This window comes from Streptomyces brevispora (genome assembly GCF_007829885.1).
Taxonomy (GTDB): domain Bacteria; phylum Actinomycetota; class Actinomycetes; order Streptomycetales; family Streptomycetaceae; genus Streptomyces; species Streptomyces brevispora.
This window is the reverse complement of the sequence record NZ_VIWW01000001.1, coordinates 3,956,422-3,978,730: the sequence shown is the minus strand read 5'-3', so window position 1 is coordinate 3,978,730 and position 22,309 is coordinate 3,956,422. Positions and strand designations below refer to the sequence as shown.

The window sequence follows — 22,309 nt, the reverse complement described above, 5'->3', positions numbered from 1 at the left end:
CACGGGGAGCGGCTCGGGGGAAGGCCGTGAGTGCCGGGCCGGACCCGGAGGACTTGAGGGGCGCGGGCGGGACCGGGGGAACGTATCCCGCCCGCGCCAGTGCGCCGAGCCGTGGGTACGGGGGGAACCCCGGCTCAGGACGCTGCCGATGACCAGTCGGCTCACTCCGTACTGCGCCTGTCGGCCGAAAAACGTCACACCCGTTCGCGGGCGGGGCGGAGCGAGGGGTCAGCGGGCCTCGACCGGGGTGCCCGGCGCCGCCGGCGTCGAGACGTTGGAGTCCGCCGTTCCGGGGTCCGTGCCGGCGGCGACGGCGGTCGGCTGCTGGGGCGGCGGGGACGCGACGGAGAACCCGATCGACGGGAGGGAGCCCGAACCGGAGCCCGGCGAGTCGCCGTCCGAGTCACCGTCGCCGTCCGAATCGCCGCCGTTTTCGCCGTTCCTGCCCCGGCCCTGGCCGTCGGCGTCGTCGAGCATCCGGTCGCAGAACCGGTCCAGGTTGCGGGCGCCCTTGGCCAGCGCTTCGAGGCGGCGTCTGCGGTCGTCGTCGAGCGTGCCGTCGCGGTAGTCACGGCAGGCCTTCAGGGTCTTGGCGCGCCAGTTGCCGGACGTGTCGGGCGGGGAGGTGCCGGGCTGTCCGGCGCCGTCGCCGTCATCCGTGCCGCCGGCGCCCTCCGAGGAGCCGTTCGCCGGGTCTCGGGGCTGTCCGGTGGCGGTGGCGGTCCCGCCGTCGGGGCCCGGGGCGGTGGGGCCGCTGCCGCCGGGGCCGGTGGCGGCCTTCCCGCCGGGGCGGGCGGATTCCGAGGTGTCCGGTGACGCGCTCCGCGTGCTCGGGGAGCCGGACTTCGGCTCGGGCGTCCCGTCGTCGGCGGTGAGGCCGGAGCCGAGCTCCTCGGGCGAGGCGGCTGCCGACACCGAGGTCGCCGGCGACGGGTCGTGCCGGCCGAACGGGCCGGGCAGCACCCCGGTCCCGGCGGCCACCGCGACCCCGCCGATCGCGCAGCACGCGAGCGAGGCGACCAGGCCGAAGCGGACGGGCCGGCTCCAGCGCTGCGGACGGGTGCCGCGCGAACCCGCGGCACCGGCCCCGTTGCCGGAGGCGGCCCGGCCTATGTGTACGGGTGCGAGCTGGCCGGCCTCGTCGATCCCGTCCGCCCCCGCGGCCTGCGCCCGGTCCGCCCGCGCGGCCGCGGAGCGGGTACGGGGGGCGGCGCGGAAGGCGGCCAGCGCGGCGGCCTCGCCGGGGAGTTCACCGGTGGCCGGGCGGGCGGACCGGGCCGCGGCGTTCAGCGCGGCCGCGAGCCTCTCGGCCTCCGGTGCCGGCCGGCCGTCGGCAGGATCGACCGGTTCGCGGCGGAGTATTCTCTCCGCCGCTTCCCTGTCAAGCCATTCGTCCTGCTCGTCGGCCATCACATGTCCTTCTGCGTCCACAGACGCGAATGCGTCACACCGGCGGGCGCCACCAGGCCGGTGCGGGAAAGCCGTTGCGCGGGTACGGCGCCGAGTTCCGCCGTCCGGCCTGCCGCGTTGCCGCGCGGGGGCTGCGCCGGGGCCGCGGCGTCGGCCGGCCCCCTGGGCACACCGACCCCGTCGGCCGGGGCGCCGCCGTGCGGACGGCCGCTCTCCGCGCGGTCCGCGGCCGGCAGATCGTCCCCGTCCCCCGGATGCTCCATGCCGTCCGCGCTGTCCGCCCGCAGCAGTTCGGCGAGCCGCTTCAGTCCGCGGTGGGCGGCGGTGCGTACCGCACCCGGCCGTTTGCCCAGTGTCTGCGCCGCGCTCTTCGCGTCGAGACCGACCACCACACGCAGCACCACCGCCTCGGCCTGGTCCTGCGGCAGCTGGGCGATGAGCGACATGGTGCGACCGGTGGCCAGGGCCTCGATCGCCTCGGTGGCCGTGTCGGACTCGGCGGGTTTCTCGGAGAGTTCCGTCTCGTCACCGCCGACCGCCGGCCGCCTGCCGCGCATCCGTAGATGGTCCAGGGAACGGTTACGCGCTATCCGCGCCGCCCAGCCCCGGAACCGGTCCGCGTCACCGCTGAACCGGTCGAGGTCGCGCGCTATCTGGAGCCAGGACTCGGACGCCACGTCCTCGGCGTCCGGCTCCCCCACCAGCGTCCTTATGTAGCCCAGCAACCGCGGCTGCACCGCGCGGTACACAGTACGGAAGGCGTCTTCGTCCCCGTCCTGCGCCGCGAGCACCGCGGCGGTAAGCCCCGCGTCGTCCCCCAGCACTCCCTCAACCTGCCCTGCTGTCACGAATCGCAGCTGGTCACCACTGCCGCGCCACCCTGCGCGACTCAGCACGCTACGTCCTTCGCGGTCATCACGTCCATGACTTGTACAAGCCGCAACATTCTGCGACCCGAGCGCGGTGTGACAGAAATCGCGGTCACGGCGCTGAGATGAGTACGGGGCCGTCCTGCGGCTCCGCGGAAGACGACCGGGGCCTCTCCTGTGGGGGGTGGCGGCCCCGGTCGTCGTTCCGGCCTTCCCGGCTCTGGCCAGGCAATACGCGGGTCGCAGGGCCCGCCCATGGATCCGACGACCACGAAGGTCGGGACGAAGGTCACCGAGCCGGGGATCATCAGGGTGGCGACCACCAGTGCCGGCAGGACGCCGCGGCCGGGCACCGGGATCCGGGCGAAGGCGTAGCCGGCGGCCGAGGCGATGAGCGTGGACACGGGTGCGGTCATGGCGGCGATCAGCGGGGAGTGCGTCAGCGACCGCGGGCCCGCCCCGTCCACGCCGGGCCCGACTCCATTCGGGCCGGGCCCGCCCCCGTTCAGCCCCGGCCGCGTGCGCGTCGCGAGACCGCGGCGCGCAGCACCCGCTGCCCCTCCGTCGACACGTCCAGCACCTGGCGCAGCCCGGCTCCGACGGGGGCCTCGTCCGTGATCTCCGCGAGCATCTCCAGGATCCGGACCTGGCGCGCGGTCTCCCCGGCCAGCAGCGGTCCCGCCCCCTGCGGGTCGCCCGCCCGGCAGCGGCCCACCAGCTCCGCCCGGCCGGGGCGCTCGGCGTCCTGCCTGAGGTGGACCTCCAGGGCCAGCACCGAGCAGGCGTCCGCCCAGGCGCGCAGCTCCGCGCCCGTCCGGTCCGCCGGCGCCTCGCCGAGCAGCTTCCGGATCTGCTGGACGGTCTCCTCCGCACCGGGCAGGGCGTCCAGCGCCGCGCACGACTCGGCCAGCCGGTCCGGCCAGGCCGCCCCGTCCGCGCAGCCGGCCCAGAGCGGGCGCAGCGGATCGGGCTCGGCCCCCTCGGCGGGCTGCGGCAGGCAGCGGTCGAGGCAGGCGGCCCCGCTCGCGGTCAGTCCCCGCTCATCAGCAGCGGCAATCAGTTCCAGCAGGCTCATCGGTGTCTCCCGTCCGCCCTCCCCGTGCCAGGACGCATGGGGACGCAGCGCTTGTTATCGCATTCAGCGCCGAATGGCCGAAAAGCGTCACCGACGAGGCCGAAATCGCATCCTCCCCGGGCCGGTCCACCGGCCCGCGAACGCGTCCTACGCCCCGGTGCCGAGCGGGAACGGGCCGATGGCGGCCCGCTCCCCCTGCATCCGGGTCAGCTTGCGCACGAACAGGATCGCGAAGACCGCGGCCACGATGTCGAGCAGATCGGACACCATCATCCGCGAGGCGGCGTCCATGATCTCCTGCGGCAGCTCGGCCCGGTCGTCCTGCTGGGAGGCGTACCGGCCGAACAGCAGCGCGGCCACCCAGGCGCCCCACCACAGGTTCAGCGGGGCGTGGGAGACGTTGCGCCAGGTGCCGTCGGTGTTGGTCTGGGCACTCGCGACCCAGATGCCGCCCGCGATTTGGCGCGGCAGCCACAGCCCGGCGACCGGAACGAACCAGCCACCGACGGCCCAGCCGGGCCGCATCGAGTGGGCGCTCGCGTCGAAGATCTCGGCGTTCGCGCGGACCCGCCGGAACCACATGATGAACCCGACGGCGGTGGCAAGGGTGGTGAGGAGCTGCAGGACGCCGGCGCCCGCGTAGAACATGTCGGCGCGGTCGGCCTCCGCGTCGTCGAATCCGGCGAAGTCGTTGTCGATGCCGCCGCCGAGCACGCTTCGGATGTTGATGTCCGAGGCCACCGCCAGCAGGTCCGCCACGACGACGCTCAGCAGCAGCACGACGACGGCCTTCGCGAGCCCGTCGGGCGACCGCAGCCACTGCTGTGGAGCGGTGAAGACCGGGGCGGACGGCGCCTGGACCCCGGCCGGTCCGGCCGACTGCGCACAGGGCGTGCAGCGTCCGTCGGCGGTGACCGGTGGTCTCGTACGGCAGGTGGAGCACAGCATGGAGCAACCCCCCAGGGTTGTGGGCGCGAAGAGATTCCGGGCGCGGCTGAGAGAAGCCGAAGAGAGAGAAGTGGAGGTGAGAGGCGCGCGCTCCTCCCCGGGGCGCGCGGCCTGAGGAACATAGACCCGGGCCACCACCCTGTCCACAGCAATTCCGGTGCCCCCGGCCCGGCACGCTGCCGCGGTGCGGTGCTCAGCCCTTGTCGATCTCCCCGGCCAGCGCCCGGAAACCGTCCCAGCTCAGCGTGGGCTTCGCCGGGTCCCACAGCTTCTGGGCCGTCGCCCGCAACGGCATCCTGATGCCCTGCGCCACCTGCTCCGTGGTCTGGGCGTTCGGCAGATCGCCCCAGACGGCGAACCGGCCGCCGAGGATCTGGCCGGAATAGCGCGCCGGGACGGGGGTGGTGCCGCGCAGCACGAGAGGGGTCCACTGCTCGTAGATGCGCTGGCCGGTCGGGTAGACGAAGTTGTTGGGCTGGCCGAGCACGTAATAGAGGAACTCGTCGTTGAGGTTCACCACCCGGCGGCCCTCGCTCAGATACTCCTCCGGCTGCCGGGCCCCGTACTCCTTGCCCGTCCAGTACTCGACCTCGATGTTCTTGTCCGCCTGGACGACGCCGCCGCGGAAGAGGCCGTCGTTCCACGCCTTGGGCTGTTTGCCGTGCGGACGGACCACCGCCGCGCGGTCGTTGAGCCAGCCGGTGGCGAGGTCGGCGATCCCCGCCTGCGGCCCGTACTTCTGTACGGCGGCGCGCTGCAGCTGGGGATAGGAGGCGGCGGGGTCCCGCGCCATCAGCGCGAGGTACTCGTCGGCGCCCAGATGCCAGTACTCACCGGGGAAGAGCTCCGTGTACTCGCCGAGGAGTTCGTCGATGAGTTTCGCCGCTCCGGGCTTGGAGATGTCGAGCGATCCGCTGGAGGCCACACCCGACACGTTGCGCAGCTGGAGGTCGGGGTGGGCGCGCAGGACCGCGCCGAGGTGGCCCGGCGAGTCGATCTCCGGTACGACCTGGATGTGCAGCCGGCCGGCCAGCGCGACGATCTGCCGCACCTGTGCCTTGGTCAGGTGCTCGGGCGACACCACCTCGGGGTGGGTGTCGGACTGGATGCGGAAGGCCTGGTCGTCGGAGAAGTGCAGGCCGAACTGGTTGAGCTTGAGGTCGGCCATCTCGCGCAGCCGGTCCTCGATCCAGGCGACGCTGTAGAACTTGCGCGCGATGTCGAGGTTGAACCCGCGCTGCGGCCGGTCGGGGCGGTCGCTCACCTCGCCCTCGGGCATGAGGCCGTCGGCCCGCACCGACTGCTTGAGGGTGCGGGTCCCGTAGAAGACACCCGCCTCGCCGGGCCCGCTGATCGTGACGCGGCCGTCGTGGACCTTGAGGGTGTACGACTCGGGCCCGCCCTTGGCCGACGGGGTCAGGGCCAGTTCCACATCGCCCGCACGGGCCGGCACCTCGCCCCGGTAGCCGATCTTCAGCTCGTCCGCGAGCAGCCGCCCCTCGTCGTCGAGCCCCTCGCTGCCGTCGGCGATCACCACCGCGCTGCCCTTGCCCGGCCGCCAGCCGGGACCGTGGGCGGGGGTGTGTTCGCGTACGGCGGGGATGGTGCGGGGCGTCCCCGACAGCGGATAGCTCCGGGTCGGGGAGGGCGTGGGGGCGGCGGACGAGGCCCGGGCCGAGGCCTCGGCCACGGACCGGCGCGCGGTGTCGGAGCTGTCGGGCCACAGGACGACGGTGAGCGTCACCGCGGCCACCGCGGTGACGGCCGCTCCGGCCGCGAGGGCGCCGCGTGAGAGCGACATCGGTCAGAAACCTCCGGTTTTCAGTGGGGAAGAGGGCGGAAGTAGGGAGATAGCCGGGCATTCTCCTCGCTGTCTTTGTCCATCAGTCATCCCGAAACTCTCCCGTCCGGGTGAAATTCGCGCATCCGTCGGACGGCGGTTGCCCGGCCTCGCTAGCTTTGAGACACATTCGTCTCTCCCTTCACCCTGCATCCACCTGGTCACACCGATCCCCCCTCACCCCAGGTTCACAGATGCCGCTGATTCGAGGAGCCCACGCTGTCCAGGTCCAGCGAGTCCCACGCCGGTCTCCCGGGGCAACCGCACCGGCCCGCCCGACGGACCGCCGTGCCTCTGCAGAGCCACGGCCCGGTACCCGGCCGGGCCGGTCCGCCCGGCCTCGGCCTGCACCGTCTCAACACCGCGCCCGCCGTCGACGTCGAGGCCGCCCTGCTGGACTGCTTCGGCAGCCGGCGCTGGGCGCAGCGACTGGCCGCCCACCGCCCCTACCCGGATCTGGGCGCGCTGCTCGCCGCCGCCGAGGAGGCGGACTACGACCTCTCCCCCGCCGACCGCGCCGAGGCGCTCGTCGCCGAGGACTCCCCGGCGCTGCCCGCCGACGCGGCACGCTCCGCCCATCTCGCGCTGGCCGCCGCGCACGCCGCGTACGAGAGCCGTTTCGGTCACGTCTTCGTCATCTGCCTCGACGGCGTCCGGCCCGTCGAACGCCCGGACCAGGTGCTGGCCGGCATCCGGGCCCGGCTGGGCCACGACCCCGACCAGGAACGGGTGGTGACTGCGGACGAGCTGCGGCGACTCGCCCGGGGCCGCATCATCGGGCTGGTATCGAGTCCGTAACGGGTTTCGGGCGGGCCAGGGACGGCCCGGGCCCGGGAACACGCCCCGGCCTAGCCCGTCCGTGCCTGATTGATTGCCACTTTGATCACACCAGAGGCCCCGGCGCGAACGAACCGACAAACCGTCGCTACGATGGCCGGGGCCGGTGGACCGTACCTGGCCGGGTCAGACCGACAGTCAAGCCGGCCGACCCCAATCCCCGCTCCCGGAGGGTTCTTCCGTGCCGGCTGGAACGCTGTACCGCGGCCGGGAAGGCATGTGGTCCTGGGTGGCTCATCGAGTCACCGGTGTCCTCATTTTCTTCTTCCTGTTCGTACACGTCCTGGACACCGCTCTCGTCCGTGTCTCCCCCGAGGCCTACGACGAGGTCGTGGCCACGTACAAGACATGGCCCGTCGCGCTTCTCGAATACGGCCTCGTGGCCGCGATTCTCTTTCACGCGCTGAACGGTCTCCGCATCATCGCCGTGGACTTCTGGGCCAAGGGCCCGCGCGTCCAGAAGCAGATGCTCTGGACCGTGCTGGGCATCTGGATCGTGCTCATGGTCGGGGCCCTGTACCCCGTCCTCGGCCACGCCGTCCGCGCCATCTTCGGGAGCTGAGGCCCATGTCCACCGAGACTTCCGCGATCGGCGCAGTCGAAGGCGTCAGCCTCTACGATGTCGACAATCCGGCCCCTGTGATCGAGCCCCCGCGTGCGCGGACCGGCAAGACGCCCAAGGGTTCGCGCACCAACTTCGAGATGTACGCCTGGCTCTTCATGCGCCTGTCGGGTGTCGTCCTGGTCGTCCTGGTCATCGGCCACCTGCTGATCCAGCTGGTGCTGGACGGCGGCGTGTCCAAGATCGGCTTCGCCTTCGTGGCGGGCCGCTGGGCCTCGCCGTTCTGGCAGATGTGGGACCTGGCGATGCTGTGGCTCGCCATGCTGCACGGCGCCAACGGTCTCCGTACGGTCATCAACGACTACGCCGAACGGGACAACACCCGTTTCTGGCTGAAGATGCTGCTGTACACCGCCACGGTGTTCACCGTCCTGCTGGGCACGCTGGTGATCTTCACCTTCGACCCGAACATCCGCTAGGCGCCGGGCCCGAAGACCAGAGGTAAACCATGCAGATCCACAAGTACGACACCGTCATCGTCGGCGCCGGCGGCGCCGGCATGCGCGCGGCCATCGAGTCGACCAAGCGCAGCCGTACCGCCGTGCTGACCAAGCTCTACCCCACCCGCTCCCACACGGGCGCCGCGCAGGGCGGTATGGCCGCCGCGCTCGCCAACGTGGAGGAGGACAACTGGGAGTGGCACACCTTCGACACGATCAAGGGCGGCGACTACCTGGTCGACCAGGACGCCGCCGAGATCCTGGCGAAGGAGGCCATCGACTCCGTTCTCGACCTGGAGAAGATGGGCCTGCCGTTCAACCGCACGCCCGAGGGCAAGATCGACCAGCGTCGCTTCGGCGGCCACAGCCGTAACCACGGCGAGGCCCCGGTCCGCCGGTCCTGCTACGCCTCGGACCGCACCGGCCACATGATCCTCCAGACGCTGTACCAGAACTGCGTCAAGGAGGGTGTGGAGTTCTTCAACGAGTTCTACGTCCTGGACCTGCTGCTCCAGGAGGTGGACGGGGTCAAGACGTCCGCGGGCGTCGTCGCCTACGAGCTGGCGACCGGCGAGATCCACGTCTTCCAGGCGAAGTCGATCATCTTCGCCTCCGGCGGCACCGGCAAGTTCTTCAAGGTGACGTCGAACGCGCACACCCTGACCGGTGACGGCCAGGCCGCCGCGTACCGCCGCGGTCTGCCGCTGGAGGACATGGAGTTCTTCCAGTTCCACCCGACGGGCATCTGGCGCATGGGCATCCTGCTGACGGAGGGCGCCCGCGGTGAGGGCGGCATCCTCCGCAACAAGGACGGCGAGCGCTTCATGGAGAAGTACGCGCCCGTCATGAAGGACCTCGCGTCCCGTGACGTCGTCTCCCGCTCCATCTACACGGAGATCCGCGAGGGCCGCGGCTGCGGTCCCGAGGGCGACCACGTCTACCTGGACCTGACGCACCTGCCGCCGGAGCAGCTGGACGCCAAGCTCCCGGACATCACCGAGTTCGCGCGTACGTACCTCGGCATCGAGCCCTACACGGACCCGATCCCGATCCAGCCGACCGCGCACTACGCCATGGGCGGCATCCCGACCAACGTCCAGGGCGAGGTGCTGGCCGACAACACCACCGTCGTCCCGGGCCTGTACGCCGCGGGCGAGGTCGCCTGCGTCTCGGTGCACGGTGCCAACCGCCTCGGCACCAACTCGCTCCTCGACATCAACGTCTTCGGGCGCCGGTCGGGCATCGCCGCCGCCGAGTACTCCGCGAAGAACGACTACGTCGAGCTTCCCGAGAACCCGGCGCAGATGGTCATCGACCAGGTCGAGCGGCTGCGCAACTCCACCGGCAACGAGCGGGTCTCGGCGATCCGTCTGGAGCTGCAGGAGTGCATGGACGCCAACGTGATGGTGTTCCGCACCGAGCAGACCATCAAGACCGCGGTCGACAAGATCGCGGAACTGCGCGAGCGCTACCTCAACGTGTCCATCCAGGACAAGGGCAAGCGGTTCAACACGGATCTGCTCGAAGCGATCGAGCTGGGCAACCTGCTCGACCTCGCCGAGGTCATGGCGACCTCCGCGCTGGCCCGCAAGGAGTCCCGCGGCGGTCACTACCGCGAGGACTACCCGAACCGCGACGACGTCAACTTCATGCGCCACACCATGGCGTACCGCGAGGTCGCCGACGACGGCACCGAGTCGATCCGGCTGGACTACAAGCCGGTCGTCCAGACCCGCTACCAGCCGATGGAGCGTAAGTACTGATGGCTACCCCCACCATGGAAAAGGCCGACAAGGCTCCCGAGCCCGAGGCGGGCTTCGCCGACTCCCCTTACATCACTGCCACGTTCCGGATCCGCCGGTTCAACCCGGAGGTCTCCGAGGAGTCCGAGTGGCAGGACTTCCAGATCGAGATCGACCCGAAGGAGCGTGTCCTCGACGCCCTTCACAAGATCAAGTGGGAGACCGACGGAACGCTGACGTTCCGCCGCTCCTGCGCGCACGGCATCTGCGGTTCGGACGCCATGCGGATCAACGGCAAGAACAGGCTCGCCTGCAAGACGCTGATCAAGGACCTGAGCCCGGAGAAGCCGATCACGGTCGAGGCCATAAAGGGCCTCACGGTCCTCAAGGACCTCGTGGTCGACATGGACCCGTTCTTCCAGGCCTACCGCGACGTCATGCCCTTCCTCATCACCAAGGGGAACGAGCCGACCCGCGAGCGTCTGCAGTCCGCCGAGGACCGCGAGCGCTTCGACGACACCACCAAGTGCATCCTGTGCGCTGCGTGCACGTCCTCGTGCCCGGTGTTCTGGAACGACGGCCAGTACTTCGGCCCGGCGGCCATCGTCAACGCGCACCGCTTCATCTTCGACTCGCGCGACGAGGGCGGCGAGCAGCGGCTGGAGATCCTCAACGACCGTGACGGGGTGTGGCGTTGCCGCACCACCTTCAACTGCACGGACGCCTGCCCGCGCGGCATCGAGGTCACCAAGGCGATCCAGGAAGTCAAGCGCGCGCTGATCACGCGTCGCTTCTGACCGTCCGGCCGCACCCGTAGTGGTCCAGGGCCCCGCACTCCGCACGAACACTGCGGGAGGCGGGGCCTCTTGGCTGCGCCGGGCGGCGCGTGGCGGTACCGTCGTGCACAACCGGACACCGGTTCGCCGCCCACGTCGCAGCAGTCACGGGGCGCACAGTCCGACCGAGAACGGGGGAACGTTGAGCGATCCGAATCCGTATGCGGACGACTCATACAAGTGGGGGCCTCCCCAGCAGCCGGGCTACCCGCCCACCGTGCCGGGCGGCCAGGGCGGCCAGGGCTACGGCTATCCGGCCGCCGGGAACCCGGTCTACGGCTACCCGCAGCCGTTCCACGAGGCGCCCGCCCAGCCCGGCTACGGCTATCCGGCGGGCGGGCCACCGATGCCGGGCATGCCGGGCGCGGGGTATCCGGGGCAGCAGGGCATGGCCCCGACGGGCGGGCCGATGCTGTCGTTCGGCGACATCACCGTCGTGGGCGACACGATCGTGACGCCGGCCGGGACGATGCCCCTCAAGGGCGCGGTGTGGACGGCCACGGACATGTCGCGCACCGAGGAGAAGATCCCCCCGGTCGCGATCGTGCTCGCGATCCTCTTCGCCCTGCTGTGCCTGGTGGGGCTGCTCTTCCTCCTGATGAAGGAGAAGAAGACGACCGGGTTCATCCAGGTCACGGTGACCAGCGGCGGCCGCCACCACTCGACGATGATCCCGGCCATGCGTCCGGACACCTTCCAGCTGGTGATGGCCCAGATCAACACCGCCCGTTCGCTGAGCTTCTGACGGCCGGACCGGGGGCCGGCGCGGCAGGTCACGCCGCCGGTCACCGGGCGTCGCCCAGGGCTCTGCGGGGCTGACGAAGCGGCCGCGCCGCAGGGGGCCGGTCAGTCCCAGGCCGCGCCGCCCCGGGCCTCGGCGACCACCATGACGCGCCGCAGCATGGCGTTGAGCAGCCCGCGTTCGTCCTTGTCGAGGACGCCGAGCAGCCGCTCCTCCTCGTTGCCGAGGACGTCCATCGCACCGACCCAGGTCGAGCGGCCCGCGGCGGTCAACTCCACGTCCACGCGCCGCCGGTCGGTGGTGGAGGGCGTACGGCGGACGAATCCGCGGCGCTCCAGCGCGTCGAGCCGGCCGGTGACGGAGGCGGGCGCGAGGTCGAGATCGGCGGCCAGCTCGGACGGGGCCGCCTTGCCGCCGCGGCCGGCGAGCTTGTGCAGGGTGTCGAACTCCTGGCGGTCCAGGTCGAAGTCGACGAGGGACTGCTCACGCACCCGGCGCAGATGGACGGAGAGCTTCTTCATCCGGGTCACCGCGCCCTCGACGTCGGGGTCGAGTTCCGGAAGCACCGGCTTCCACCGCTCCACGTGTCCGTCCGTCCAGTCCCGTTGCTCCATGGCCCACAGCCTACGCCGGACCCCAACTTCCCTTCAGTGGCCAATATTTCGCTGACGAACACTTCGCAAGCGAAACACCTGCCGCGACACCCCCGACCCTGTGACGCGGACCACCGGAGCGCCGCTTGAACATGTTCAAAGACAGGTCTACTGTCCATGACAACAGCATTTGAACGCGTTCAAAGGAGGGTGGGGCATGGACCTCACTGTTGTCGCGTACGTCATCTATCTGCTCATCAGCGTGGCGCTCACCGTCTGGGTGGCCCGCACGCTCAGCCGCAACGGCAAGGTGTTCCTCGCGGACGTGCTGCACGGGAACGAGAAGCTCGCCGACGCCGTCAACCACCTGCTGGTGGTCGGCTTCTACCTGGTCAACCTGGGGTTCGTTACGCTCTACCTGAAGAGCTCCGAGAAGGTCGCCGACGCCCGCGGGCTCTTCGACGCGCTCTCGGTGAAGGTCGGTGTCGTGCTGCTGGTCCTCGGGGTCATGCACCTGGGCAACGTCTATGTGCTCAACAAGATCCGCCGCCGGGGCCTGATGGAGCGTGAGCAGACCCCGCCCGTGCCGCCGCAGAGCTGGACGGGTCCGGGCACCGGACCGTGGGCCGCGCCCGCCACCAAGGCGTGAGGGCCGGCCATGACGGCCCGGACCGGTGGGCGGCGGCTGTCCGTCGAACGGCTCACCGTGCTCTACGACGCACAGTGCTCGCTCTGCGTCCATCTGCGGCAGTGGCTGATGAAGCAGCGCCAGCTGGTCCCGCTCGACCTCGTCCCGGCGGGCTCCATGGAGGCGCACCGCCGCTTCCCCGGCCTCGACCACTCCGGGACGCTGGAGGAGATCACGGTGATCGGTGACGGGGGCCAGGTCTACCGCGGGACCTCCGCGTGGATCGTCTGCCTCTGGGCGCTGGCCGAGCACCGGCCCAGGGCCCACTGGCTGACCACCCCGGCCGGCCGTCCGTTCGCCAGGGCGACCGTCCTCGCCGCCGCGAAGTACCGCTCGCTGACGGCCGCGCCCTGCCGGGCGGACGGGGAGGGCGCGTGCGCGGTGCCGGACCCGGAGTCCGGGACCTAGCCATCCCGGATACCCTCGGGACCGTGGTGAAGGAAGAGAAGGACGTGAAGGAAGTCAAGGCTCCCAAGAGCGAGCAGACCCGCACCCTCATCCTCGAGACGGCGCTCCGGCTCTTCCAGGAACGCGGTTACGACAAGACGACGATGCGGGCCATCGCCCAGGAGGCCGGCGTCTCCGTAGGGAACGCGTACTACTACTTCTCGTCCAAGGAACACCTGGTCCAGGGCTTCTACGACCGGATCGCCGCCGAGCACGAGGCGGCGGTCCAGCCGGTCCTGGCCGGCGACGAGGACCTCGCGGCACGCATCCGCGGGGTCCTGCTCTGCTGGCTGGACGTGGCGGAGCCGTACCACCGCTTCGCCGCCCAGTTCTTCAAGAACGCCGCCGATCCGGAGAGTCCGCTCAGCCCCTTCTCGAAGGACTCCGTCGCGGCCCGCGACGCGGCGATCTCCATCCACAAGCGCTGTCTGGCGGGCGCGGGCACCAAGGTGGACCCGGAACTGGCCGAGCTGCTGCCGCAGCTGATGTGGCTGAACCAGATGGGCCTGGTGCTGTACTGGGTGTACGACCGGACGGACGACGCCGAACGCAGCCGCCGCCTCGTCGAGCGCACCGCCCCGATCGTCGCGCGGGCCATCGTCCTGTCCCGGTTCCGGGCGCTGCGGCCGCTCGTGCGCCAGGTCCACGAGGTGCTGGAGGAGTTCCTGCCCGGAGTGGCGGGGCGGGCGGCGGACCGGCCGAACCGACGGGCCGAGCCGGCCGAGCCCACCGGCGGAGCTGACCGGCCGAGCTGACCGGCCGAGCTGACCGGCCGGGCCGGCCTCTGCTGCCGTATTGCGGCGTGCACGGCCGAGCGGCCGCCCCGTGGTTCCGGGACGGCCGCTCGGTAAAGCCCTGTGGCGATCAGTACTGACCCTTGCGGGCCTGTCAGATCCAGCCGAGTTCCCACAGCCGCCAGATGCCGGTGCCGTCCGAGAGGTACTGCGAACCGGAGACGTCGGGCTTGGCGACGACGTAGTCCTTCTTCTGCCACAGCGGCACGAGCGGTACGTCCTCGCCCACCAGCTTCTGGAGTTCCTTGAAGTCGGCCGCGGTGCGGCTGCGGTCGCTGAACTGCAGCGTGTCGCTGATCAGCTGGTCCATCTTCTTGCTGCTGTAGCCGTTGTGGAGGCTGCTATCGCGACCGACGAGCGGCTGGCTGAAGGTGTCGGGGTCCGGGTAGTCCGGGAGCCAGCCGACGGCGTACATGTCGTACTTGCCGGCCGCGTAACCCTTCTGGAACGCCGTCCACTCCACGGGCTTCGTCGTGACCTTGAACAGCCCGCCGGCATTCAGCTGGCGCTTGATCTCCGCGGTCTCCGTCGTGTACGCGTCACCGGAGCGGTAGGCGAAGGTGATGGGAAGCGGAAGCTGCACGCCCGCTTCCTGCATCAGCTTTTTGGCGCGCTTGAGATCAGGCGCGGGGTACTCGTCGAAGAACGGGGTGCTGTGCCCGATGTAGCCCTGCGGGATCAGCGAGTAGAGCGGTTCGACGGTGCCCTTGTAGATGTCGGTCACCAGCGGCGCGCGGTCGATGATCGACGCGATGGCCTGCCGGACCCGCTTGTCGGCGAGCGGAGAACCGTCGCGGACGTTGAAGACGAGGTTGCGGATCTCGGCACTGTCCGCCTCGGTGATGCGCTGATCGACGTCACCGGGGTTCAGTTCGGCGAGCGTGGACGGCGGGAGCTGACGATGCGTGACATCGACCCTCCCCGACTTCCAGGCCGCCAGCAGTTCGTCCGACTGCTCGTAGTAGCGGATGTTGACAGGCCCGCCGGTCTTCGACAGCGCACCCTTGTACTTGGGGTTCGGCACCAGTTCGGCCTTGACGCCCGGCTGGTACGACTTGAGCATGTACGGCCCCGAACCCGACACCGAGTTCCCGGTGCGGAGCTCACCGTCCGGGTATTCGTCGCGGTCGACGATCGAACCGGACCCGGTGGCGAGCTTCTGCGGGAAGGTCGCGTCGCGCGAGGAGAGGTTGAAGGTGATCGTCCGGCCATCGGCGACCACGTTCTTCAGGCTGGGGTACAGCACCGAGGGACCGACGTCCGTCTTGATCTTGAGCATGCGCTCGAAGGAGTACTTGACGTCCTCGGCGGTCATCTTCCGACCGTTGGAGAACGTCAGGTCGTCACGGAGCTTGCACTGGTACGTCTGGAGCTTCCCGCCGATGAAGCCGCAGCTCTCGGCGGCGTCCGGCTCGGGGACGATCGCCCCGGACTTGAACGTCATGAGCGACTGGTAGACGTTGCTGTACATCGCCCAGGAGCCGGCGTCATAGGCTCCTGCCGGGTCCAGCGAGGTCACCGCGTCGGTCGTGCCGACGGTGACCGGGTCATCCTTCGCTCCGTCCGAGGGAAGCAACTGCCAGGCGCCTACGCCTGCGATGACCAAAACCGCGAGAATCGCGAGAATCCGTAGTCGGATCGACCGCATTGCCGTGCTCTCCCTTAACAGCCCCACCTCGGCGTCGCGCTCAGATACGCAGATCACCGCACGTTCAGGCTCACCCAATCACACGATTTTCACATCTGGAAGAGGAAATCAGAGGCTCATAGCCTTTTGTTTGTTACTTGAAACATTGGACGGATAGCCGAATACAGAGGGTTGATAACCCGTCACGGAATTCACCTGGAACAGGGCCGGGGGCACCCGTGAGAGGGTCCGACTCAGGCCTGCCTGGAGGCGAGTTCGACGACGGTGACGTCGGAAGGGGCGCCGACCCGCACCGGCGGACCCCAGGCACCGGCGCCGCGCGTGACGTACAGCTGGGTGTCCCCGTAGCGGTCGAGCCCGGCGACCGTGGGATTGGCCAGTTCCGCGATGTAGTTGCCCGGCCAGAGCTGGCCCCCGTGGGTGTGCCCGGACAGTTGCAGGTCCACGCCGTGCGCGACGGCCTCGTCGATGACCACGGGCTGATGCGCCATGAGGACGGCGGCGCGGGACCGGTCCCGGTCACCCAGGGCGCGGTCGAAGTCGGGCCCCTGCCCTTCGCTCTCGCCCCCGATGTCATTGACCCCGGCCAGATCGAAACCGTCGATCTCCACCCGGGCATTCTCCAGCGGGTGCAGCCCCAATTCCCTTACATGATCCACCCATTGGGCCGCACCGGAGTAGTACTCGTGGTTTCCGGTGACAAAGAACGCGCCGTGCCGGGATTGGAGCCGCGCGAGCGGTTCGGCGGCCGGACCGAGATCGGCGACCGATCCGTCGACCAGGTCCCCGACGACCGCGATCAGGTCGGGCTGGGTCCCGTTGACCGTGTCGACGATCCGTTGGGTGTGCGCCCGGCCCAGGATCGGACCGAGATGGATGTCGCTGACGACGGCGATCCGGAAGCCGTGCGCGGACCGGGGCAGCCGGGCGAGCGGGATGGTGACGCGCTTGACCCGAGGGCCGCGCAGCACCCCGTAGGTGCCGTACCCGACCGTACCGAACCCGGCGACGGCGGCGGCGCCCCCGACCGCCCGCGCGACGAAGAGCCGCCGCGAAGGGGAACCGGCGGCGGGTGCGCCGGCCGGCGGGGCTGTCGGCGGGGCGGTGGTCCGGGTGTCCGAGTGGGGCGCGTCGGGCGCGTCGGCGGCCGCCCCGGCGTGCCCGGCCTCCGGTACCGACACCGGCACCATCACCGGCACCGATGCGGCCTCGGCTTCCGCCGTCACCGCCGTCGCCCCGGTCGCCGTCGCCCGGCGCGCGAGCAGCCCGCGCAGCAGCGGCCGTACCGCCTCGCCGACCAGCAGGGCCAGCGTCAGATACAGCAGGGCGGCCAGCCACAGGTAGCCCGGCCAGGCCAGCACCTGTTGGAGCCAGAAGGGTGCACCCGTACGGCCGGAGACGAGGGCGCCGACGCTCAGCAGCGGCAGGACGTACGCCGCCACCGTGCCCGCCCGGCGCAGCAGGCTGCCCGCCGCCGTCGTGTCCCCGACGAAACGGCGCCATACATAGCGGTGCACGACGACGAGCAGCGCGAGCACCACGATCGCCATCAGAGCGAGTCCCACGACTGCCACTTGCACTGCCCCGCCCTGTTTGTCCGTATCCGGTCCCTACGAGGTGCCGAGTCGCTACGCGTCCCGGTTGCGCAATGCCCTGACGCCACGGAACCCGATCACGCCAACCGCCGTCCCCAGGAGAAAGGACGTGATGGCGAGCAGCAGATGCACCCAGAAGTACGCAGTAGGGTCACCCGCGTCGTCGAAGGCGAGACCGCTGCCGTCCTTCCACAGGTTCTTGACGAAAGTGATCCAGATGAACCAGCTCCACACCCCGAAAGCGAGCAGGAACCAGGAGACGGGGCGGCTGAGCTTCATGGAATCAGTATCGCCGCCTCGCTCGGGCCGGCTCGCCCGGGGTGGGCTGTCCTGGCGGTACGCGCGGCGGGTCATACCGTCGGTGTCAATTTTCAGATCAACTGGATGTACGTTCTCGACCGTGTCAGCTCTCAAGAAAACCGCGCTGGCGGTCACCTCTGCCGCTCTGTTGTCCTCTTTTGTCGTCAGCCCTGCCTCGGCGGTCGTCCAGGACACCTCCGACGACACTCCGCAGCCGCCGGCCGGAATGTCGCAGGTCGGTGGCGAACAGCTCGGCCGGACCGGCACCCAGGTCAATCTCGGCCCCGGCGCCCCGGTCCTTCCCAAGGATCTGACCGGACGATCCTGGATGGTCTCGGACGCCGAGAGCGGTGAGGTGCTCGCCTCGCACAATCCGCACTGGCGGCTGCCACCGGCATCCACGCTGAAGATGCTCTTCGCGGACACCGTGATGCCGTCACCGGAACTCCAGCCGAGCACCCTGGAGTACACGGTCAAGGACGAGGATCTCGCCGATCTGGGCGAGGGCAGCAGCCTGGTCGGCATCAAGGAGAACCTCAGCTACACGGTGCACGACCTGTGGCTCGGGGTCTTCCTGCGTTCGGGCAACGACGCGGTGCACGTGCTGGCCTCGATGTACGGCGGTGTCCCGAAGACCGTCCGCGACATGCAGGCGCAGGCCGAGGAGCTGCAGGCCCTGGACACGACCGTCGTGTCGCCCGACGGTTACGACTCCCCCGACCAGGTCTCCAGCGCCTACGACCTCACGCTGTTCGCCCGCAGCGGGCTGCAGAACGCGGACTTCCGCGAGTACTGCTCGACGAGCACGGCGGAGTTCCCCGGCGCGAAGGAGAAGGGCAAGAAGCGCGAGAGCTTCGGCATCCAGAACACCAACCGGCTGCTCACCGGGGCCGACGGCGTCACCCCGTACAAGGGCATCGCGGGCGTCAAGAACGGCTACACGACGCACGCGGGCAACACGTTCACCGGTGTCGCCGAGCGCGACGGCAGGGTGCTGCTGGTCACCGTCATGAACCCGTCGTCCAAGGAGGCGCACGCCGTCTACAACGAGGCGGCGAGCCTGCTCGACTGGGGCTTCAGCGCCAGCGGCAAGGTCACTCCGGTCGGCGAACTGGTCCCCCCGAAGTCCGCCGTGACCGGGGACGGTACGGGCAAGGGCGCCCAGGCCGACGGGTCCGACGGGAGCAAGGGCAAGCACGGCCCGGCGAAGACCCGGCAGGCCGCCGCCGCGGGCGGCTCCGGCGGGGTCGGGGTCGCACTGGGCATCGTCGGCGGGGTGCTGGTGCTGCTGGCCGGGGCCGCGTTCCTGGTCAACCGGCGCTGGCCGCTGCCGGACCTGGTGCGCCGCCGCCCTCGCCGCTGACCCGGCCGCCCGGGGCACTGCCGCCCCGGGCCCCGCCCTCCGGGGCCTTGCCCTCGGGAGCCTTCCCCTCAGGGGCCTTCCTCTCGGGGGCCTCGCCGTCCCGGGCCTTGCCTCCTTGCGCATCTCCGCCTCGCGCCTCGCCGTTCCCGACGGGCCGGGGCTCCTCGGCGCCCTTGCTCTTCGTCGCCGTCCACGCGGCGCAGAACAGCAGCAGCTTCGCGGTGAAGTTGATCCACAGCAGCAGGGCGATCGGCACGCCGAACGCGCCGTACATGCTCTTCGCCGCGACACCCTTCATATAGCTGCCGAGCAGCAGCTTCAGCAGCTCGAAGCCGACCGCGCCGATCAGCGCGGCGACCACCAGCCGGCGCCGCGGCGGCTCCACGCCGGGCAGCAGGGTCAGCAGATAGAGCAGCAGCAGGAAGTCGGCGCACACCGCCACCACCAGGGCCGCGATCCGGAGCAGCACACCGCCCGCACCGTTCTCCGGGATGTTGATCAGATAGGCGACCCAGCCGATGGCGACGGAGCCGACCGAGGAGATCGCCAGGGTCACCAGGGCCGCACCGCCCAGCCCGAACAGCACCCCGGCGTCCTTGAGCCTGCGGATGACCGGATTGCCCTGGTCCAGATCGTCCATGCCCCACACCGCGCGCAGGCAGTCCCGCATCGAGCCGATCCAGCCGATGCCGGTGAGGAGCAGCAGCGCGCCGGCCACCAGTCCGACCGTGCCCGCGTGATCCACCAGATTGTCGATGCCCAGCTGGTCGGAGATGCCGGGGACCTGCTCGGCGATCTTGTGCTCGATCTTGTGCAGCTGCTCGGTGGAGAGCAGCGCCGCGCCGATCGCCGCGCCGACCGCGATCAGCGGGAAGAGTGCCAGGAAGCTGATGAAGGTGATCGCCGCGGCCAGTCTGGCCCAGTGGACCCGTTCGAGCCTCTCGTAGCTGCGCCAGGCGTGCGTCTCCATCAGCCGGGAGACGAGCGGCCCGATGACGGGGAGTTTTTTCAGCCAGTCCATGACGTACGACTACCCTCCCCTCGCCGAAATCCGATGCCCGATGTGCAGCGTAGGAGATGACACTCCCTCAATCACCCATTTCAGTGAGTGTTGTAACAAATCCCTCAAAGGTGTTTTCTCGGGCTATACGGTCACCTCCATGTCTGTCGACACCGTGTCCCTGACCGGCTGGGGCCGCACCGCCCCGACGACCGCGCTGCGCTTTCGCCCCCGTAGTTACGAGGAGGCGGCGGCGACGGTACGCGGCTGCGGGCCCCGTGGCTCGATCGCCCGCGGACTGGGCCGGTCGCACGGCGACGCGGCGCAGAACGCGGGGGGTTCCGTACTCGACATGACGAGGCTGAACCGGATTCGCGCCTTCGACGCCGGGTCCGGGGTGGTGGTGTGCGAAGCGGGCGTGAGCCTGCACCGGCTGATGGAGGTGCTGCTTCCGCTCGGCTGGTTCGTGCCGGTGACGCCCGGCAGCCGGTACATCACCGTGGGCGGCGCGATCGGCTCCGACGTCCACGGCCACAACCACCGCGCCGCGGGCTCCTTCTCCCGCCACGTCACGGAGTTCGAACTGCTCACCGCCGACGGCGAGGTGCGCGCGGTCCGGCCCGGCACCCCGCTCTTCGACGCGACCGCGGGCGGCATGGGCCTGACCGGGGTGATCCTCTCGGCCACCCTCCGGTTCCACCCCGTCAAGACGTCCCTGATGTCGGTCGACACCGAACGGGCCACCGATCTCGACGACCTGCTGGCCCGCCTCACCGCGGGCGGCCGACGCCACCGCTACGAGTCCGCCCGGGTCGACCTGACCTCTCGCGGCCGGGCGACGGGCCGGGCCGTCCTGACCCGGGGGGAGCACGCGTCCCTGGACACGCTCCCGGCGCACGCTCGGCGCGCACCGCTCTCCTACTTCCGCCCCACCCAACTGCCCGCCGCCCACTCGCTCGTTCCGGATCTCGTCCCCGGAGGGCTGCTCGGCCGCACCTCGGCAGCCGCTCTGGCCGAACTCAGGTACCGCCGGGCCCCCAGGTCCCGCACCGGCGAACTCCAGCGGCTCTCCGCCTTCCTCCACCCGCTGGACGCCGTGCCGCACTGGAACCGGATCCATGGGCACGGCGGCTTCGTGCACTACGAGTTCGCCGTCGGCCACGGGCAGGAGGAGACCCTGCACCGGATCGTCCGGCAGATCTCCCAGCGGCGCTGCCCGTCGTTCCTCGCCGTGCTGAGGCGGTTCGGCGCGAGCGATCCCGGCCTGCTGTCGTTCCCGGTACCCGGCTGGGCCCTGGCCCTCGACCTGCCGGCCTCCCTGCCGGGGCTGGGCCGCTTCCTCGACGGCCTGGACGAGGAGGTGGCGGCCGCGGGCGGCCGGGTCTGCCTGACGAACGACTCCCGGCTGCGCCCGGACGTGCTGGCCGCGATGTACCCGCGGCTGAGCGAATTCCGGGCACTGCGTGCCGAGTTGGACCCGAACGGGGCGTTCCGCTCGGACCTCTCGCGCCGGCTGTCGCTCTGACCGCCGCCCTGGTGGTCGCCACGGCCGCGGCTCCGGCCGTCGCCCCGCCCCGCTCCCCCGCCCCGCCCTCCGCCTTCCGTCTTCCCTAAGGAGCGTTTCCGTGAAGGATGCCTTCGGTGCCCCGCAGTCCCTGCTCGTCCTCGGCGGCACATCGGAGATCGGGCTCGCCACCGCACGCCGCCTGATCGCCTGCCGCACGCGCACGGTCTGGCTGGCCGGGCGCCCCTCCCCCGCCCTGGAGTCGGCCGCGGCCGAGCTGCGCGGGCGGGGGGCCTATGTCCGTACCGTCGACTTCGACGCACTGGACACCCAGTCCCACGAGACCACCCTCGGCAAGATCTTCACCGAGGGCGACATCGACATGGTGCTGCTCGCGTTCGGCATCCCCGGCGACCAGGAACGCGACGAGGAGGAACCGCTCTCCGCGGTCCGGGTCGCCCAGACGAACTACACGGGGGCCGTCTCCGCCGGGCTGGTGTGCGCCGGCGCACTCCAGGCGCAGGGGCACGGTTCGCTGGTGGTGCTGTCGTCGGTGGCGGGGGAGCGCGCGCGGCGTGCGGACTTCATCTACGGGTCGAGCAAGGCGGGCCTGGACGCGTTCGCCCAGGGGCTCGGGGACGCGCTGCACGGCACGGGCGTGCACGTGATGGTCGTACGCCCCGGTCTCGTACGGCCGGCCGGTACGGCTCGGTCCGGCGCTGCGGCCGGTACGGACACGCGGGCCGGTACGGATACGCGGGCCGGTACGGCGGCCGTGGCGCCGCTCGCGACGATCCCGTTCACCCGGGCACCCCTCGTGACCACACCCGAAGCGGTCGCGGCCGCGATCGTGACAGGTCTGCGGAGGCGTTCGGAGACGGTGTGGGTGCCTGGGGCGCTACGGGCGGTGATGTCGGCGCTACGGCATGTACCGCGGCCGCTGTTCCGCCGCCTGCCGGTCTGACCGGACCGGCTAACGGCCTGATCGGGCCGGTCCGACGGGGCCGGTCAGACCC

At 70.7% G+C, this 22,309-nt stretch carries 23 protein-coding genes; 12 read left to right on the top strand and 11 right to left on the bottom strand.

The features are described from left to right. Positions 1 to 228 precede the first annotated feature (228 nt). The 6 genes from FHX80_RS18655 to FHX80_RS18630 form a co-directional block, all read right to left on the bottom strand. Positions 229 to 1,410, bottom strand: a complete 1,182-nt coding sequence (locus FHX80_RS18655) for a hypothetical protein (RefSeq protein ID WP_145765209.1) — start codon at positions 1,408 to 1,410, stop codon at positions 229 to 231. Then, positions 1,410 to 2,234 carry an RNA polymerase sigma factor gene (locus FHX80_RS18650; protein ID WP_145767373.1) on the bottom strand — a complete coding sequence of 275 codons (825 nt, stop codon included), beginning with the start codon at positions 2,232 to 2,234 and terminating at the stop codon, positions 1,410 to 1,412. Before FHX80_RS18650 ends, FHX80_RS18655 begins: the two co-directional genes overlap by 1 nt. 65 nt (positions 2,235 to 2,299) lie before the next feature. Then, complete coding sequence (locus tag FHX80_RS18645; protein ID WP_145765208.1) at positions 2,300 to 2,746, bottom strand: hypothetical protein; 447 nt, start codon at positions 2,744 to 2,746, stop codon at positions 2,300 to 2,302. Between the two features lie 38 nt (positions 2,747 to 2,784). Continuing rightward, positions 2,785 to 3,354 carry a hypothetical protein gene (locus FHX80_RS18640; RefSeq protein ID WP_145765207.1) on the bottom strand — a complete coding sequence of 190 codons (570 nt, stop codon included), beginning with the start codon at positions 3,352 to 3,354 and terminating at the stop codon, positions 2,785 to 2,787. A gap of 147 nt (positions 3,355 to 3,501) precedes the next feature. After that, positions 3,502 to 4,302 carry a DUF4328 domain-containing protein gene (locus FHX80_RS18635; RefSeq protein ID WP_145765206.1) on the bottom strand — a complete coding sequence of 267 codons (801 nt, stop codon included), beginning with the start codon at positions 4,300 to 4,302 and terminating at the stop codon, positions 3,502 to 3,504. A 193-nt stretch (positions 4,303 to 4,495) separates the two neighbouring features. Next, positions 4,496 to 6,103: a beta-N-acetylhexosaminidase gene (locus tag FHX80_RS18630; protein WP_145765205.1), complete on the bottom strand. Its 1,608-nt coding sequence runs from the start codon at positions 6,101 to 6,103 to the stop codon at positions 4,496 to 4,498. Positions 6,104 to 6,430: 327 nt separating this feature from the next. Between FHX80_RS18630 and FHX80_RS18625 the strand changes: the two genes are divergently transcribed. The 6 genes from FHX80_RS18625 to FHX80_RS18600 all read left to right on the top strand — a co-directional run bounded on the left by FHX80_RS18625 (position 6,431) and on the right by FHX80_RS18600 (position 11,364). After that, the gene (locus FHX80_RS18625) at positions 6,431 to 6,940 is read left to right on the top strand and encodes a 2-oxo-4-hydroxy-4-carboxy-5-ureidoimidazoline decarboxylase (RefSeq protein WP_145765204.1); all 510 of its coding nucleotides are present in this window, start codon (positions 6,431 to 6,433) and stop codon (positions 6,938 to 6,940) included. Between the two features lie 220 nt (positions 6,941 to 7,160). Then, complete coding sequence (gene sdhC / locus FHX80_RS18620; RefSeq protein ID WP_145765203.1) at positions 7,161 to 7,541, top strand: succinate dehydrogenase, cytochrome b556 subunit; 381 nt, start codon at positions 7,161 to 7,163, stop codon at positions 7,539 to 7,541. Positions 7,542 to 7,546: 5 nt separating this feature from the next. After that, positions 7,547 to 8,020 carry a succinate dehydrogenase hydrophobic membrane anchor subunit gene (locus FHX80_RS18615; protein ID WP_145765202.1) on the top strand — a complete coding sequence of 158 codons (474 nt, stop codon included), beginning with the start codon at positions 7,547 to 7,549 and terminating at the stop codon, positions 8,018 to 8,020. A 29-nt stretch (positions 8,021 to 8,049) separates the two neighbouring features. Further along, the gene (sdhA, locus tag FHX80_RS18610) at positions 8,050 to 9,804 is read left to right on the top strand and encodes a succinate dehydrogenase flavoprotein subunit (RefSeq protein ID WP_145765201.1); all 1,755 of its coding nucleotides are present in this window, start codon (positions 8,050 to 8,052) and stop codon (positions 9,802 to 9,804) included. Continuing rightward, a complete protein-coding gene (locus FHX80_RS18605; RefSeq protein WP_145765200.1) occupies positions 9,804 to 10,580 on the top strand; it encodes a succinate dehydrogenase iron-sulfur subunit in 777 nt (258 codons plus the stop codon). The genes sdhA and FHX80_RS18605 overlap by 1 nt, the downstream gene beginning before the upstream one ends. Before the next feature lie 181 nt (positions 10,581 to 10,761). Further along, positions 10,762 to 11,364 carry a hypothetical protein gene (locus FHX80_RS18600; RefSeq protein ID WP_145765199.1) on the top strand — a complete coding sequence of 201 codons (603 nt, stop codon included), beginning with the start codon at positions 10,762 to 10,764 and terminating at the stop codon, positions 11,362 to 11,364. Positions 11,365 to 11,465: 101 nt separating this feature from the next. Here FHX80_RS18600 and FHX80_RS18595 read toward each other — a convergent pair whose 3' ends face one another. Further along, entirely contained in the window at positions 11,466 to 11,975 is a 510-nt protein-coding gene (locus FHX80_RS18595) for a MarR family winged helix-turn-helix transcriptional regulator (protein ID WP_145765198.1), read from the bottom strand. Between the two features lie 196 nt (positions 11,976 to 12,171). Here FHX80_RS18595 and FHX80_RS18590 point away from each other — a divergent pair, with 196 nt between their 5' ends. From FHX80_RS18590 to FHX80_RS18580, 3 genes are read left to right on the top strand one after another with little or no spacing between them, the layout of a single operon-like run. Further along, positions 12,172 to 12,603 carry a hypothetical protein gene (locus FHX80_RS18590; RefSeq protein ID WP_145765197.1) on the top strand — a complete coding sequence of 144 codons (432 nt, stop codon included), beginning with the start codon at positions 12,172 to 12,174 and terminating at the stop codon, positions 12,601 to 12,603. Between the two features lie 9 nt (positions 12,604 to 12,612). After that, positions 12,613 to 13,050, top strand: a complete 438-nt coding sequence (locus tag FHX80_RS18585; protein ID WP_145765196.1) for a thiol-disulfide oxidoreductase DCC family protein — start codon at positions 12,613 to 12,615, stop codon at positions 13,048 to 13,050. 23 nt (positions 13,051 to 13,073) lie between these two features. Further along, on the top strand, positions 13,074 to 13,844 hold the full coding sequence (locus FHX80_RS18580; protein ID WP_145765195.1) for a TetR/AcrR family transcriptional regulator: 771 nt from the start codon (positions 13,074 to 13,076) through the stop codon (positions 13,842 to 13,844). A 133-nt stretch (positions 13,845 to 13,977) separates the two neighbouring features. Here the strand turns inward: FHX80_RS18580 and FHX80_RS18575 are convergent, their stop codons facing one another. From FHX80_RS18575 to FHX80_RS35785, 3 genes are all read right to left on the bottom strand, one after another. Continuing rightward, on the bottom strand, positions 13,978 to 15,531 hold the full coding sequence (locus tag FHX80_RS18575; protein ID WP_145765194.1) for an ABC transporter substrate-binding protein: 1,554 nt from the start codon (positions 15,529 to 15,531) through the stop codon (positions 13,978 to 13,980). A 233-nt stretch (positions 15,532 to 15,764) separates the two neighbouring features. Next, the gene (locus FHX80_RS18570; RefSeq protein WP_145765193.1) at positions 15,765 to 17,105 is read right to left on the bottom strand and encodes a metallophosphoesterase; all 1,341 of its coding nucleotides are present in this window, start codon (positions 17,103 to 17,105) and stop codon (positions 15,765 to 15,767) included. 54 nt (positions 17,106 to 17,159) lie between these two features. Next, positions 17,160 to 17,405 (bottom strand): SCO4848 family membrane protein, encoded by a 246-nt coding sequence (locus FHX80_RS35785; RefSeq protein WP_244318325.1) that lies wholly within the window; start codon positions 17,403 to 17,405, stop codon positions 17,160 to 17,162. On the opposite strand from FHX80_RS35785, the gene FHX80_RS18565 reads away from it, so the two are divergent. Next, a complete protein-coding gene (locus FHX80_RS18565; RefSeq protein WP_411977506.1) occupies positions 17,344 to 18,789 on the top strand; it encodes a D-alanyl-D-alanine carboxypeptidase in 1,446 nt (481 codons plus the stop codon). The genes FHX80_RS35785 and FHX80_RS18565 overlap by 62 nt on opposite strands. Here the strand turns inward: FHX80_RS18565 and FHX80_RS18560 are convergent. Beyond that, positions 18,737 to 19,810 carry a YihY/virulence factor BrkB family protein gene (locus tag FHX80_RS18560; protein WP_145765191.1) on the bottom strand — a complete coding sequence of 358 codons (1,074 nt, stop codon included), beginning with the start codon at positions 19,808 to 19,810 and terminating at the stop codon, positions 18,737 to 18,739. The two genes, FHX80_RS18565 and FHX80_RS18560, sit on opposite strands and share 53 nt — an antisense overlap. 139 nt (positions 19,811 to 19,949) lie before the next feature. Here FHX80_RS18560 and dprE1 point away from each other — a divergent pair, with 139 nt between their 5' ends. After that, a complete protein-coding gene (dprE1, locus tag FHX80_RS18555) occupies positions 19,950 to 21,314 on the top strand; it encodes an FAD-binding oxidoreductase (protein WP_145765190.1) in 1,365 nt (454 codons plus the stop codon). A gap of 100 nt (positions 21,315 to 21,414) precedes the next feature. Beyond that, positions 21,415 to 22,257, top strand: a complete 843-nt coding sequence (gene dprE2 / locus FHX80_RS18550) for a decaprenylphospho-beta-D-erythro-pentofuranosid-2-ulose 2-reductase (RefSeq protein WP_145765189.1) — start codon at positions 21,415 to 21,417, stop codon at positions 22,255 to 22,257. Positions 22,258 to 22,309 lie beyond the last annotated feature (52 nt).